The sequence below is a fragment of the Streptomyces sp. KL116D genome (genome assembly GCF_030766975.1).
GTDB lineage: Bacteria > Actinomycetota > Actinomycetes > Streptomycetales > Streptomycetaceae > Streptomyces > Streptomyces longispororuber_A.
This window is the reverse complement of record NZ_JASERH010000030.1, coordinates 90,962-103,645: the sequence shown is the minus strand read 5'-3', so window position 1 is coordinate 103,645 and position 12,684 is coordinate 90,962. Positions and strand designations below refer to the sequence as shown.

Below are 12,684 nucleotides of genomic sequence, written 5' to 3'. Positions count from 1 at the left end.
AATCCGGCATACCGTTCTGACTGTGATCGTGTTCCGTGATGACCGGGGGTAGGGTCGGGCCCATGTACGACCCCGGGCAGTTGAGGACGTTCCTCGCCGTGGCGCAGACGCTGAGCTTCACGCAGGCCGCGCGGCGGCTCGGCCTGCGGCAGTCGACGGTGAGCCAGCACGTGCGGCGCCTGGAGGAGGCGACCGGGCGCACGCTGTTCACCCGGGACACCCACTCCGTGGAGCTGACGGAGGACGGGGAGGCGATGCTCGGGTTCGCGCGCCGGATGCTGGCGGTGCACGAGCAGGCGACCGCGTTCTTCACGGGGACCCGGCTGCGGGGGCGGCTGCGGTTCGGGGCGTCGGAGGACTTCGTGCTGACCCGGCTGCCGGAGATCCTGGAGTCGTTCCGGGTCGAACACCCCGAAGTGGACCTGGAACTGACCGTCGAGCTGTCCGGGACGCTGCACGAGCAGCTGGACGCGGGCAAGCTCGACCTGGTGCTGGCCAAGCGGCGTCCCGAGGATCCGCGCGGTGAATCGGTGTGGCACGACCGGCTGGTGTGGATCGGCTCGGAGCGGCTGCGGATCGATCCGGAGCGGCCGGTGCCGCTGATCGTCTATCCCCCGCCGGGGATCTCGCGGGCGCTGGCGCTCGAGGCGCTCGAACGGCACGGGCGGGCGTGGCGCATCGCCTGTACGAGCGGGTCGCTGAACGGGCTGATCGCGGCGGCCCGGGCGGGTCTGGGCGTGATGGCCCACTCGCGGGGGCTGCTGCCGCCCGGTCTGGTCCGGGTGCCCGAGCGGGTGGGCCTGCCGGAGCTGGGCGAGGTCGACTTCGTGCTGCGGGGGGCCACGGGCCGGGCGGAGGGCGGGCCGGCGCGGGCCCTCGCCCAGTCGATCCTGGCGGGCGGCGACCGGCTGCGCTGAGCCCCGCCCTCAGCGGGCCGGCGGCCGGTACGTCAGCTGCTTCACCCGGCGCATGAAGGGCGCGGTCTCCACGTGCTCGACGCCTTCCAGGTGTCCCAGCTTCCCGGAGACGTACGCGTACAGGCCCGCCGTGTCGCGGGCGATCGCCATGGCCACGATGTTGGACGGTCCTGCGGTCGCGGCGGCGTAGGCGATCTCCTCGTGGTCGGCGAGGGCGCGGCCGACCGCGTCGAGCCGGCGGGGTGACGCCGTGATCCACAGGACCGCGGCGACGCCGAAGCCGACCCGCGAGGTGTCGTACTCGATGTCGATGTAGAGCGCGCCCGAGGCGAGCAGCGCGGCCAGCCGTCGTTTGACCGCCGACTCGGAGCGGCCCGTGGCCCGCTGGAGTTCGGGGTGGGTGGCGCGGCCGTCGCGCTTGAGGACGGCGAGGAGCGGGGCGTCGTCCGCGGTGACGACCGCCGGTCCGGCCGGTCCGTGCCGCGGGCGCAGGGCGGCGATCTGGTCCGGGGTCAGCGGCCCGTACTTGTGCAGCCAGCCCTCCGGCCCGCCGTAGAACCGGTGGAGCATCTGGAAGGCGCGGATCTCGACGATGTGCGGGGTGCGCGGCAGCTTGCCCAGGAGCAGGTCCTCGTGGTCGCCCGCGGTGCGCGGCACGGTCGCGCAGACCACTTCGGTGCCGCCGGACGTCAGCCCGATCCACGCGGTGTCCGGGCGGCGGGCGAGCGCCGCCGCGATGGTCTCCGCGCCGTCGGGCGCGCAGCGCAGCCGCAGCATCCAGTTCTCGCGTCCGAGGAGCTGGGTGTCCTTCAGTCCGACGACCCGCAGGCCGCCCTCCGCGACGAGTCTGCGGTAGCGGCGGGCCACGGTCTGGTCGGAGACGCCGATGACCTCGGCGATCCGGCTGAAGGGCGCCCGCCCGTCGATCTCCAGGGCGTGGAGGATGCTCAGCTCCACCGCGTCGAACGGGGTGGATTCCATCGCCAGGCCCTCTCGTCTGTCGGATTCCGTCGATCCGTCGCCGCTGATGACGCCGATCGGCCGGGTCCGGCTCATCGTACGGAACGACAGGCCGTACCCGACGAGAAAGGCCGGTTTTCACGATGCGTACATGGGGGACCTTGACCGCGGTCTGCCTGGGGACGTTCATACTGCTGCTGGACGTGACCATCGCGGTCGTCGCGCTGCCCGACATGGCGGGGGCGATGGACGCCTCGCTCAGCGATCTGCAGTGGGTGATGGACGGCTACGCGCTGGCGCTCGCCGCGCTGCTGCTCGGCACCGGGGCCGCCGCCGACATCCTGGGGCGGCGCCGGATACAGACGATCGGCGTGGTCGTGTTCGCGCTCGCCTCGGCGGTGTGCGGACTGGCGACCGGGCCCACGATGCTGGTCGCGGCGCGAGTGGTGCAGGGCGTGGGCGCGGCGGCGATGTTCGCGACGACGCTGCCGATCATCGGCGCCACGTACCAGGGACGGCAGCGGTCGGTGGCGCTCGGCGTGTTCGGCGCCGTGAGCGGCGGCGCCGCGGCGATCGGTCCGGTGCTCGGCGGGCTGCTGACCGAGGGGCCGGGCTGGCGGTGGATCTTCTGGGTCAATCTGCCGGTGAGCGTGGTGGCGGTGTGGCTGACGCTGCGGTACGTACCGGAGTCGCGCGGCCCGAAGGGGCGGCGGATCGACTGGGCGGGGACGGCGACGTTCGCCCTGTTCGCCGGGTTCGCCACGTACGGCGTCATTCGCGCGGGCGAGCAGAGGTGGGGCGAGCGGGGCGCCCTGGCCGCGCTCGGCGCCGCCGTGCTGGCGCTGGCCTGCTTCGTGGGCGTGGAGCGGCGGTCCGCGCATCCGATGCTGGATCTGGGACTGCTGCGGCGGCCCGCGTTCGTGGGCGTGATGGTGGGCGCGTTCGCGTTCAACGCCGCCGCGTTCGGCGTGCTGCCGTACACCTCGCTGTGGCTGCAGACGCTGCTCGGCATGAGCCCGGTCGAGGGCGGCCTGGTGTTCCTGTCCCTGTCCGGGGCGTCGATGGTGGTGGCGATCGCGGGCGGCAAGCTGCTGCACGGGGTGCCGGCCCGGATCACGGTGGGCGGCGGGCTCGTGCTCATCGGGGCCGGGCTGTGCTGCCAGGCGGTGCTCGACGCGGGGTCGACGTGGTCGGCGCTGGTGCCGGGCCTGTTGCTGACCGGTGTGGGGGTGGGGTTCGTCTCCCCCGGCATCGCGGGCGCCGCGCTCGCCACGGTGGAGCCGGAGCGGGCGGGCATGGCGGGCGGTTCGCTCAACACGTTCCGCCAGCTCGGGTACGCGCTGGGCATCGCCGTCTTCGGCACCGTGCTGATCTCGCGGATGCAGGACACGCTGCCGAGCGGGGCCGCGCACGCCCTCGCGGGCGGCGGGGCGGACGGGCTGCGCGGGCGGGTGCCGGAGCACACGCTGCACGCGGCCTTCGCCCAGGGGCTCAACTCGGCCTCGGTGCTCGCCGGTTGTGTGGCGCTCGTCGCAGGATTCCTGGTCCTCGCCCTGGTACGGTCCCCCAAGGCGGCCGTAGTGGAACCGACCACTCCGCCCAAAAAGGTGGTCGGGGCTCGGCAGTGACCTCTCCGTAGGGATTCGGTGGAGACGGAAGCCGAACGGTGAAGAGCGCCGGGAGATTACGGAACCGAAACTTACTGAACCGTCAGTATTCTGTCCCGCCGCTTCCCTTGTGGCCGCATTTAAACGGCTGACCTGTGCATATTCCGCGCGCCCCCGGTGAGTTGCACCCCCTCCCGCCGGGGCGCGCGGTCGGGTACCGTCACCGACGCTGTGCGGAGCGCCACAAGGAGCAACTTTGCGCGAGTTCACCAACCCCCCTCTCGCGTCGGCGCCGCCGGTGGGCGGCCTGGCCGACGCCGTGTTCGACCATGCCCTCGACGACCCGGCCCACATCGCCCTCGGCCGCAAGGACGAACAGGGCACGTGGCGGGACGTCACGTCCGAGGAGTTCCGTGACCAGGTCCTCGACCTGGCCAAGGGCCTGCTCGCCCAGGGCATCCGGTTCGGCGACCGGGTCGCCATCATGTCCCGCACCCGCTACGAGTGGACGCTGTTCGACTTCGCGCTGTGGACCGTGGGCGCCCAGGTCGTCCCGATCTATCCCACCTCGTCGGCCGAGCAGGTCTTCTGGATGCTCTACGACGCCCAGGTGACGGCCGCCGTCGTGGAGCACGAGGACCATGCGATGACCATCGCCACGGTCATCGGCCGGCTCCCCCACCTGCGCCGCCTGTGGCAGCTGGACGGCGGCGCGGTCGACGAGGTCACCGCGTCCGGCACCCACATCGACGACGAGACGGTGCACCGGCACCGGCGGGCCGTCACCCCCGACTCGATCGCGACGATCATCTACACGTCCGGCACGACGGGCCGCCCCAAGGGCTGTGTGATCTCGCACGCGAACTTCATGTTCGAGGCGGACACGATGGTGGCGCGCTGGGAGCCGGTCTTCGCCTCCAAGCGCGACAACGTCGCCTCCACCCTGCTCTTCCTGCCGCTGGCCCACGTCTTCGGGCGGATGGTGCAGGTGGCGGCGGTCCGCGGCGGCGTGAAGCTGGCCCACCAGCCGCAGCTGAACGCGGCGGCGCTGCTGCCCGACCTCCAGGCGTTCCGGCCGACGTTCATCCTCGCCGTGCCGTACATCTTCGAGAAGGTCTTCAACGCGGCCCGCCGCAAGGCCGAGAAGGACGGCAAGTCCGGCCCCTTCGACAAGGCCGTGGAGTGCGCCGTGAAGTACGCGGACGCACAGGAGGCCAAGGCGTTCGGCACCGGACCGGGCCCGTCCGCCGCGCTGCGCATGCAGCACTCGCTCTTCGACAAGCTCGTGTACTCCAAGGTGCGCGAGGCGATGGGCGGCAAGGTCCGGCAGGCGATGTCCGGCGGCTCGGGCATGGACCGGCGGCTCGGCCTGTTCTTCGCGGGCGCGGGCGTGGCGATCTACGAGGGCTACGGGCTGACCGAGTCGACGGCCGCGGCGGCCGCCAACCCGCCGGAGCAGACCCGCTACGGCACGGTCGGCAAGGCGATCCCCGGCACCACGATCCACATCGCGGACGACGGCGAGATCTGGCTCTACGGCGGGAACATCTTCCAGGGCTACCTCAACGACCCCAAGGCCACCGACGCCTCCCTGCACGACGGCTGGCTCGCCACCGGCGACCTGGGCTCGCTCGACGAGGACGGGTACCTGACGATCACCGGCCGCAAGAAGGAGATCCTGGTGACCTCCGGCGGCAAGAGCGTCTCGCCGCAGCAACTGGAGGAGCGGGTCCGCGACCATCCGCTCGTCGCGCAGTGCATCGTCGTCGGCAACGACCGCCCGTACATCGCGGCGCTCGTCACGCTCGACTCGGAGGCCGTCGAGCACTGGCTCGGGATGCGCGGCAAGCAGCTGATGACCCCGGCGGACCTGGTGCGCGACCCGGATCTGGAGATGGAGGTGCGGAGGGCCGTGGTCGCCGCGAACACCCTGGTCTCGCAGGCGGAGTCGATCCGGACGTTCCGGATCCTGGCCCATCAGTTCACCGAGGAGCACGGGCTGCTCACGCCGTCCCTGAAGCTGAAGCGGAAGGCCATCGAGACGGTGTACTCGGCGGAGGTGGACGCGCTGTACCGGGGCTGAGGCCTGCCCCCACCGGTTTCTGACGGTTCATCAATTACCGACGCGTCAGTTATTGACGGTTCATCAGGTCGGACACAGAATCACCCTCACTTCGACGGAGGGGGCCCGACCGTGTCGCGACCGATCCGCGCCATCACCGCCACCGTGGCGGCACTGCTGCTCGCCACCGCCTGCAACTCGACCGCGAACAGCAACTCACCCGAGTCCAAAGGGAGTTCGGCACGCGGCGTGACCGCCGACTCGATCAAGGTCGGCGGCATCGTCTCCATGACGACGGCGAGCGGCTACAGCAAGAAGGACACCGACCTGGGCGCGCGGGCCCGCTTCGACCGCGCCAACACCGAGGGCGGGATCAACGGCCGCACGATCGACTACCTGGGCGCGGAGGACGACGGCCAGGACCCCGCGAAGAACCTGGCAGCGGCCCGCAAACTCGTCCAGCAGGACAAGGTGTTCGCGATCGCGCCGATGAGTTCGGTGACGTTCTCCGGCGCCGACTTCCTGCAGAAGCAGAAGGTGCCGACGTTCGGCTGGGGCACCCTGCCGTCGTTCTGCGGGCCGACCTACATCTACGGCTTCGGCGGCTGCATGGTCCCGATGCCCGGCGGCACGATCTCGCAGACCTGGCCGGAGGGGCTCAAGAACGTCACCGGCGGCGCCGCGGGCAAGACCGTCGCGATCCTCGCCAACGACAACGACGCGGGCACCTTCGCCATCCGCACCTACCAGCAGTCGTTCGCCTCGGCGGGCTTCAAGGTGACCTACGCCAAGGCGTCCGTGCCCGCCACGTCGGTGCCCAGCGACTGGTCGGCGTACACGAAGGAGCTGCTGCGCAGCGACGGCGGCAAGGCCCCGGACGTCGTCGTCTCCGTCATGCAGACCCCGTACAACATCGGGCTGTTCACCGCCGTCAAGCGCACCGGCTTCCAGGGCGTGCTCACCGATCCGACGGACTACGACCCGGGGCTGCTCGCCAAGAGCGCGACGAAGCAGGCGCTCGACGGGATCCACGTGCTGCTGTCCTTCGCGCCGTTCGAGTCGTCGACGCCCGCGATGAAGCGGTTCAAGGCCGACATCAAGAAGGCGGCGGGCGGCAAGGACGTGCCGCTCAACATGCACATGATGTTGTAGGTACCTGTTTACCCAGATCCATCACCTGCGGCAGGTCTCCCTTACTGGGCTCTGACCTGCATTTTTGTGTTTGGCGGTTAGTTCTAGTCAGTCCTGGTTGGGCTCTGGTTGGGCACTTCGTTTCCCACTTGTTTCCCACCTGGGCACCCAGTCGGTTCCCGCCACTTCCCGTGAAGGCAGCACGCACATCTCCTCCACCGGGTAGACACACAGGACCGGACCGGACTCCTGTGCACCCTTGGAGGCAGTAGCAGGAGTCCGGCCCGGCTCTATGGTCAACGATCGGCATCGTCATCAGCCACGGGCAATAGGTCACCCGTTCGGGTGGATAGATGGCATGTGCCTTGGGTACGGGGCGCCGCCAGAGACTGCTCGAGGGGGTACAGCAGCACCGACGGCGCCCCACCAGCAGGACGGCACGTTGACCTGACCGCCTACTGGAACTCAACTCTTCAGTTGCTCCCGGCATACGCCGGTGCTGCCGTAGCAGCTGGATATATCCAGCCATCACGCAGCTTCATAGCTTGCGAACCCACGTCATGATCGTTCTTGATCAACGGGATGGGTTCGGATGCCAGTCGCGCGCTACCGGCGCATCGCCGACGACATCCGCGCCCGCATCGCCCACGGCGACTGGGCCATAGGGCAAGCCCTGCCGTCCCGCCGCGAACTCGCCGCCGCCTACGGCGTCAACGAGCAGACGATGCGGCTCGCCTACCAGCTCCTGCGAAGGCAGGGAGTTCTCGAGGGCGAGGAGCGAAAACAGGTCTCCGTCGCGCATCCTGCTGCCGTGCGGACCCTCACCGACGTGGACGCGAACTGGCCGTTCTCCAGCGAGACCACCGACACCCGCCCGCGCGCCGCCACGGAGGAGCTCGCCGAGCGCCTGGGCGTCCCGGCCCGCGCGCAGCTGCAGCACGAGACCGTCGAATGCCTGGACCCGGGCGGCCGGTCGGCGATGCTCGTCTCCACCTGGTGGCGCGGCCGGCGTCGAGCCCACTCCTCGTTTGCTGCCGAACTGGAGACCATCGAGCTCACCGAGGGCCAAGCGCACGCGCTGGGGCTGCTGGTCGACTCGCTGGCCTACCGTGTGGTGCGGACCCGGTTCGATGCGCATGGGGCTCCTACGGAGACGGCGGATCTGATCCTGCCGATGGACAGGTGGCGGATCCGGCTGGGGTGCTGAGCGCACCGAGCGGGGTCCAGGCTCGGTGCATCGCCCATGAAACTGCATATATGCATATGCCGGTAGGCGTTTCCCGCAGAATCGTTGACATTCCATTCGCACGGGGTGCGAATCGATCACTCCGGGTCAGGCTTTGGGTTTGACCTGCACAAATGTGTCGAGGATGCGAAGGCATCGCCCCAGCCTCGCCACATGAACCGCGGCCGAGCGCAGGCCGGCGCCCAGCCCCTCCTCCGTCGCATGCCGGGCCTCGGCGAGCGCACAGTCCCGCTGATACCAGTCGGTCGTGCCGCGGTTGAGGCGGTCGGCCTGAATGCGGACGATGTCGACGGCGGCCTGGATTTCGGCGCGCAGTCGCTCCTCCAGGCCGACGAGGGTGGCGTGTGGCGGCAGGATCCCGGTCGCGGCCTCGGCTTCCTCGATGAGGGCGGTGCGCGCGGCTTCGCTGGCCGGGGTGTGCTGCGTAGGGTGATGCATGTCGACGCTCCGCTCGTCGGCCTGCCCCCGGTCCGTGGCTGCGGACGCGGGGGTCTTGTTGGGTTCGCAACGATACTCCGGTGCGATAGGTGCGCTACGTCCGATAGGCGATCTCGTCTCGCCTGTCAGGCTGCGCGGACCTAGCGTTCGGATCATGAAGTGGGAGCCGGATGTGCCGAGGTGGCGGCAGGTGTACGACGTGATGGCGGAGCGGATCGCCGACGGCACCTACCCGCCCGGCGAGCGACTGCCGTCCGTTGTGGACGTGTGTGCTGAGTTCGGGATCTCCCAGATGACGGCGCGGCGGGTGTTGAAGGAACTACGCGCCGAGGGGCTCGCGGAGATGCAGCCGGGGATCGGAACGTTCGTCACGGAGTTGCCGCAGCCTTGATCGGACTATGCCGTTCCGGCTGCCCGCTGGGTTCTGACAGTGCCCGCGACTACGCTTGATCGCATGTCTCCCACTCCCCCAGCCTCGGGCCGCGCGCGCCCTGCTGCCGAGGTGAACGCGGAGATCCGCGCCCTGGTTGAGGCGTGCGGCGGCTGGCTGTACGGAGACTCCCGCACCCGGTACGAGCTACTGGTCGCGGAGTGGGCTGCGGCGGTGCGCGGGGAAATCGTCGAGGCCGCTTAAGATTCAACAACGTGGCAGATGAATACGACTCCTTGATCCCGCTTGAACAGGCCGCGCAGGATGCGCACGCGAAGCTCATCGAGCTGCAGGAACGATTCGCAGCGCAGGGCGAGGAAGGCGTGCGAGTCCCTCCCGGCGAGTGGACCGAGGAGCAGCACGGCGAGTACGACGCCCAGTGGCAGGCCTGGCGGGAGAAGGCGACGGAGTTCCACGCCGCGCTCGCCGGCGCCGATGACCGGCTCGCCGCCGAGATGGCCGTGAAGAAGGCCGTCCGCCACCCCGAGGCCGACGCGGCCTGACAGCACTGCGCCCCGCTCCCGTCGCTGTACGGGGGCGGGGCTATCGAGCGCAGCATGCTCTGACAGACCGCAGGGTAACCGGCGCCACTGACAAACGGCTGCTGCCGCCGAAGCGCCATTGATGCGGCGACAGCAGCCTCCCGCACTGGGATCGAGGGGGGCCGATCCCTTCCCACATCCATCGCTTCAGCGGGCCAGCGGGGCGGGGATGCGGTCTACGGCCACGAAGCGAGGACAGTTCCGTCGTCCGTGTCGACGAGCTCTCCGCTTGATGTCGGGCTGCCCTGTTCCCGGAGCCAGTTCTCCAGCTTGCGCTCCGCCGTACCGCGGTCGTTCCAGTGGCCGCGCATAGCGACGACGCCGTCGAGGGTGAGGGTGACGCGGTATCTGCCGGGCTCGTCCATGCGGTGAGGGTCCCATCGGTGCAGGTCGCCGGGTGTCGGTGGACACGCGACACCCTTATTATCGAACATGTGAGCGAGTCATCGAGTCTTGAGCAGCGCATCAGCCAGCACCACACCGTGCAGGCCTGGCTGCGCTACCAGCTCGGAGCCGCAGAACGCGCCGTCAAGGCCCTGAAACGAAGCGAACCGGCGAGGGCGGCGCAGCACCGCACGATGGTCGCCTACCTCCGCTACCAGCTCGACGTCGAGGAACGCACGATCAGCGAGCTGGACCAGCAGCGGGCCCGGCTGGCTGAGCCCGTCCGGTTCAAGATCGAACCGAAGAGCAGTGCCCGCCAGCCGCACCTGCACCGGGCCGACTGCTGGCTGATCGCTGACGGCCCCCTGATCATCGACGCGGACCAGGCCCGCATCGCACTCCGGGACGACTTCATCGGCCTACAGATCTGCGACGCGTGCGACCCCCTCGGAGTACTCAGAGACGACGGAGCAGAGCGACCTGCACCGTAGCCTCACGTCGCCATGCGATCACCGCGGCGCAGGCGCACCCTGGAGGTATCCCCCGGAGGTGCGCCATGGCCTTCCACGAACAACGCCCCTGGATCGAGCCCCAGCGAGGCAGCCGCATCCACGGTCACATCATCATCGGCGTAATCATCACGCTGGCCGTCGTCATCATCGGCGCGATCATCGACTCCCTCGTAGTCGTCGAAGTCGCGGCACTCGCCGTCTTCACCGTGTTCGTCCTCGCCGTCGGCAACTGGCTGGCCCGGCGACGCGACCGGCAGCCATAGCGCCACTGTCAGACCCGGCAGCGACAATCACCGCATGACGATCAAGATGACGAACCTTGGGCTCACCTGGACCGACGCCGACGGCAAGAACCACGCCTCCGCCGTCAGCTACGACAAGAAGAGCGCCGACGACCGCAAGCGCGACCTCGAAACCGCCGGCTGCACAGACATCGAGATCCACACCCTCACGTTCGGGCAGGTCCTCACGCCCAGAACCTGACGCACGACCGCCCGCCGCAACGGGGGATGCGGCGGGCGATCGGTTCACGCGGAGTCTGTGACCCTTGGCCTCACAGCGCGGGCGTCGCGTGCCGCCTTCGGTCGTCCCCGTCGCCGGCGACTTCCTACGCGGGCCCCAAGGGCCTTCCCCTGGCCAGGGTCGGCGTTCGCGTCATGCCGTAGGCCTGGTGTCCCGGGAGGCGGTCGCGGACCACCCACACCAGACGGAAGCCGCCTACACCGCCAACCGTGGACGGTTCAGCTGCTACACCCAGTCTGGCACGCGGGGCTGACAGTTGAGGAACGAAGCACCTAACGTGGCAATGCGGTCGTCGTGTTCGCAACCATTCGCTGCGAGTGGTGCCCCTCGGGGCGCACGGCGACCGCACCTTCATGTCGACGGCTGGTCGCCGTCGTCCCTCGTCAGCCGCTCTCCAAGCTTGGCGGCGAGGCTATAGGCGGGGTGGTTGTCGAGCAGGCCGCGTCGCCGGTTGTACCGCTGGGTGGTGCGCGGGTCGGAGTGGCTGACCGCGTCTTGCACATCCTGCAAGGGAACGCCGTTGGCGAGGTTGTCGGTGATGAACTGGTGCCGCAGCGTGTGGGGTTTGATCGTGACTGCTTGCGGAAGTCCGGCGCGGCGGGCGAGGACGCGTAGGTGCTTCCAGACCTCGGGCTGACTCCAGCGGCGGCCGGAGTCGGTGACGAACAGCGGTCCGTCCGTGCGGTCGCCGAGGTAGGCAAGGAGCGCGTCGAGGGCGAGCGGCGGCACGGGCGCGGGCCGCTTCTTGCCGCCCTTCTGGGTGAGCGGCAGTGTGCGGTGCCCGCGGTCGTAGCCGAGTTGGTCGGCGTTCAGCGACAGCAGCTCGTCGACGCGGGCGCCGGTGAGGTAGAGGAGCATGACGAGGGCGTAGGAGCGGGGCGCCCAGTCGCGGGCGGTCTCGATGAGACGGGTCGTCTCCTGCTCCGTCATGCCTTCGGTGGGCGAGTAGTCGGGGTCGACGTAGGGCCGGTTGACGGCGGCGAAGGGGTCGGCGTCGACGGCCTGGAGTCGGGCGGCGTAGGTGTAGAAGCTCCCGGCGGCGGCGAGGGCTTGGGCCTGGGTGGTCCCGGCGGGTGGCTTGCCGTTGCGGGTGGGGGTCTTGGCGAGGTGTTTGGCGTATGCGTCGGCGAGCGGCAGCTTCGCCTGGAGCGGGTGGATCTTGCTGCTCCGGGCGTACTGCTCCCACGACTTGAAGGTGCGGACGTAGGCCCGCCGTGTGTGGCGGGATTTCTGGCGGGCGACCCAGCCGCCCGCGATGGTGGGTAGCGGGTCGGCGTCGCCGTAGAACTCGGTGAGGTGGTCGGCGAGGGCGCGGGCTTCGTTGGGCCAGTCGTCGCGGGGGTCGTGCCGGTCGGTCGACAGCTCCGCCGACGGACGCGGGACGAGGGCGGTCACGTTGCCCAACCAGCTACCAGGAGTGGCAGTCCGATGACGACGGTGGCGATCCATGCGGCCTCGGTGTGACCGGTGGCGCTCAAGCCGAGCGTAAAGGTGAGGTACACGGCAATGGCGGCGGTGAAGCTGGCGGCGCGGGAGCGGCGTAGGGCATTCCAGGCGCGGACGTTCGCGCGGTGGTAGGCGCGTCCCGTGCGGGCGATTGCGTTCACGTGCTTGCTCCTCATCTCTAGTATTGGATAACTGTCATTATCAACCATCAAGTTGAGTGATCGCCAGCACTATCGAGAGCCCCTCTGCCACACTCCCGCCATGACGACTTGCACCACGCCAACCTGCCACCGCGAGTACGACGAGACGAACGCCGAGGAAGTGAAGCGTCACACCGAGCCGGTGCACTGCGCCGAGACATCGAAGCGCTGCAACCGCTGCAACGGGAGGCCCCGCTGCTACATGTGCGGTGACTCGTTCTGTAGGTGCCACGACCACTGAAGGCGGGACAACAAAAGGCCCCGCTCCGAGAGGAGTGGGGCCCGCG

Annotated in this window: 16 protein-coding genes; 11 read left to right on the top strand and 5 right to left on the bottom strand. The window is 69.6% G+C overall.

The genetic code is table 11. The annotated features are described in order from the left end of the window. Nucleotides 1-62: 62 nt before the first annotated feature. A complete protein-coding gene (locus tag RBJ77_RS10775; protein ID WP_372344782.1) occupies nucleotides 63-917 on the top strand; it encodes a LysR substrate-binding domain-containing protein in 855 nt (284 codons plus the stop codon). A 9-nt stretch (nucleotides 918-926) separates the two neighbouring features. Here RBJ77_RS10775 and RBJ77_RS10770 read toward each other — a convergent pair whose 3' ends face one another. Continuing rightward, a complete protein-coding gene (locus RBJ77_RS10770; RefSeq protein WP_372344932.1) occupies nucleotides 927-1,898 on the bottom strand; it encodes an Lrp/AsnC family transcriptional regulator in 972 nt (323 codons plus the stop codon). 122 nt (nucleotides 1,899-2,020) lie between these two features. Between RBJ77_RS10770 and RBJ77_RS10765 the strand changes: the two genes are divergently transcribed. The 4 genes from RBJ77_RS10765 to RBJ77_RS10750 all read left to right on the top strand — a co-directional run bounded on the left by RBJ77_RS10765 (nucleotide 2,021) and on the right by RBJ77_RS10750 (nucleotide 7,884). After that, nucleotides 2,021-3,505: an MFS transporter gene (locus tag RBJ77_RS10765; protein ID WP_372344781.1), complete on the top strand. Its 1,485-nt coding sequence runs from the start codon at nucleotides 2,021-2,023 to the stop codon at nucleotides 3,503-3,505. Between the two features lie 235 nt (nucleotides 3,506-3,740). Next, entirely contained in the window at nucleotides 3,741-5,567 is a 1,827-nt protein-coding gene (locus RBJ77_RS10760) for a long-chain fatty acid--CoA ligase (protein ID WP_372344780.1), read from the top strand. A gap of 111 nt (nucleotides 5,568-5,678) precedes the next feature. Next, on the top strand, nucleotides 5,679-6,698 hold the full coding sequence (locus RBJ77_RS10755; RefSeq protein ID WP_372344779.1) for an ABC transporter substrate-binding protein: 1,020 nt from the start codon (nucleotides 5,679-5,681) through the stop codon (nucleotides 6,696-6,698). Nucleotides 6,699-7,269: 571 nt separating this feature from the next. Continuing rightward, the gene (locus RBJ77_RS10750) at nucleotides 7,270-7,884 is read left to right on the top strand and encodes a GntR family transcriptional regulator (protein ID WP_372344778.1); all 615 of its coding nucleotides are present in this window, start codon (nucleotides 7,270-7,272) and stop codon (nucleotides 7,882-7,884) included. A gap of 126 nt (nucleotides 7,885-8,010) precedes the next feature. Here the strand turns inward: RBJ77_RS10750 and RBJ77_RS10745 are convergent, their stop codons facing one another. Next, nucleotides 8,011-8,361 carry a DUF6415 family natural product biosynthesis protein gene (locus tag RBJ77_RS10745; RefSeq protein ID WP_372344777.1) on the bottom strand — a complete coding sequence of 117 codons (351 nt, stop codon included), beginning with the start codon at nucleotides 8,359-8,361 and terminating at the stop codon, nucleotides 8,011-8,013. A gap of 190 nt (nucleotides 8,362-8,551) precedes the next feature. Between RBJ77_RS10745 and RBJ77_RS10740 the strand changes: the two genes are divergently transcribed. From RBJ77_RS10740 to RBJ77_RS10730, 3 genes are all read left to right on the top strand, one after another. Next, nucleotides 8,552-8,752 carry a winged helix-turn-helix domain-containing protein gene (locus RBJ77_RS10740; RefSeq protein ID WP_372344776.1) on the top strand — a complete coding sequence of 67 codons (201 nt, stop codon included), beginning with the start codon at nucleotides 8,552-8,554 and terminating at the stop codon, nucleotides 8,750-8,752. 63 nt (nucleotides 8,753-8,815) lie between these two features. Next, nucleotides 8,816-8,995 carry a hypothetical protein gene (locus RBJ77_RS10735; protein WP_372344775.1) on the top strand — a complete coding sequence of 60 codons (180 nt, stop codon included), beginning with the start codon at nucleotides 8,816-8,818 and terminating at the stop codon, nucleotides 8,993-8,995. Nucleotides 8,996-9,114: 119 nt separating this feature from the next. After that, nucleotides 9,115-9,294: a hypothetical protein gene (locus tag RBJ77_RS10730; protein WP_372344774.1), complete on the top strand. Its 180-nt coding sequence runs from the start codon at nucleotides 9,115-9,117 to the stop codon at nucleotides 9,292-9,294. Nucleotides 9,295-9,509: 215 nt separating this feature from the next. On the opposite strand, the gene RBJ77_RS10725 is transcribed toward RBJ77_RS10730, so the two are convergent. Beyond that, nucleotides 9,510-9,698 (bottom strand): hypothetical protein, encoded by a 189-nt coding sequence (locus RBJ77_RS10725; RefSeq protein ID WP_372344773.1) that lies wholly within the window; start codon nucleotides 9,696-9,698, stop codon nucleotides 9,510-9,512. Nucleotides 9,699-9,716: 18 nt separating this feature from the next. On the opposite strand from RBJ77_RS10725, the gene RBJ77_RS10720 reads away from it, so the two are divergent. The 3 genes from RBJ77_RS10720 to RBJ77_RS10710 all read left to right on the top strand — a co-directional run bounded on the left by RBJ77_RS10720 (nucleotide 9,717) and on the right by RBJ77_RS10710 (nucleotide 10,712). Continuing rightward, nucleotides 9,717-10,208 carry a DUF6233 domain-containing protein gene (locus tag RBJ77_RS10720; protein WP_372344772.1) on the top strand — a complete coding sequence of 164 codons (492 nt, stop codon included), beginning with the start codon at nucleotides 9,717-9,719 and terminating at the stop codon, nucleotides 10,206-10,208. Between the two features lie 65 nt (nucleotides 10,209-10,273). Beyond that, nucleotides 10,274-10,492, top strand: a complete 219-nt coding sequence (locus RBJ77_RS10715) for a hypothetical protein (RefSeq protein ID WP_372344771.1) — start codon at nucleotides 10,274-10,276, stop codon at nucleotides 10,490-10,492. A 34-nt stretch (nucleotides 10,493-10,526) separates the two neighbouring features. After that, the gene (locus RBJ77_RS10710; RefSeq protein ID WP_372344770.1) at nucleotides 10,527-10,712 is read left to right on the top strand and encodes a hypothetical protein; all 186 of its coding nucleotides are present in this window, start codon (nucleotides 10,527-10,529) and stop codon (nucleotides 10,710-10,712) included. 390 nt (nucleotides 10,713-11,102) lie between these two features. Here the strand turns inward: RBJ77_RS10710 and RBJ77_RS10705 are convergent, their stop codons facing one another. Both RBJ77_RS10705 and RBJ77_RS10700 read right to left on the bottom strand, forming a co-directional pair. After that, nucleotides 11,103-12,146, bottom strand: a complete 1,044-nt coding sequence (locus RBJ77_RS10705) for a tyrosine-type recombinase/integrase (RefSeq protein WP_372344931.1) — start codon at nucleotides 12,144-12,146, stop codon at nucleotides 11,103-11,105. Beyond that, nucleotides 12,143-12,358, bottom strand: a complete 216-nt coding sequence (locus RBJ77_RS10700; RefSeq protein WP_372344769.1) for a hypothetical protein — start codon at nucleotides 12,356-12,358, stop codon at nucleotides 12,143-12,145. The genes RBJ77_RS10705 and RBJ77_RS10700 overlap by 4 nt, the downstream gene beginning before the upstream one ends. Nucleotides 12,359-12,684: the final 326 nt, after the last annotated feature.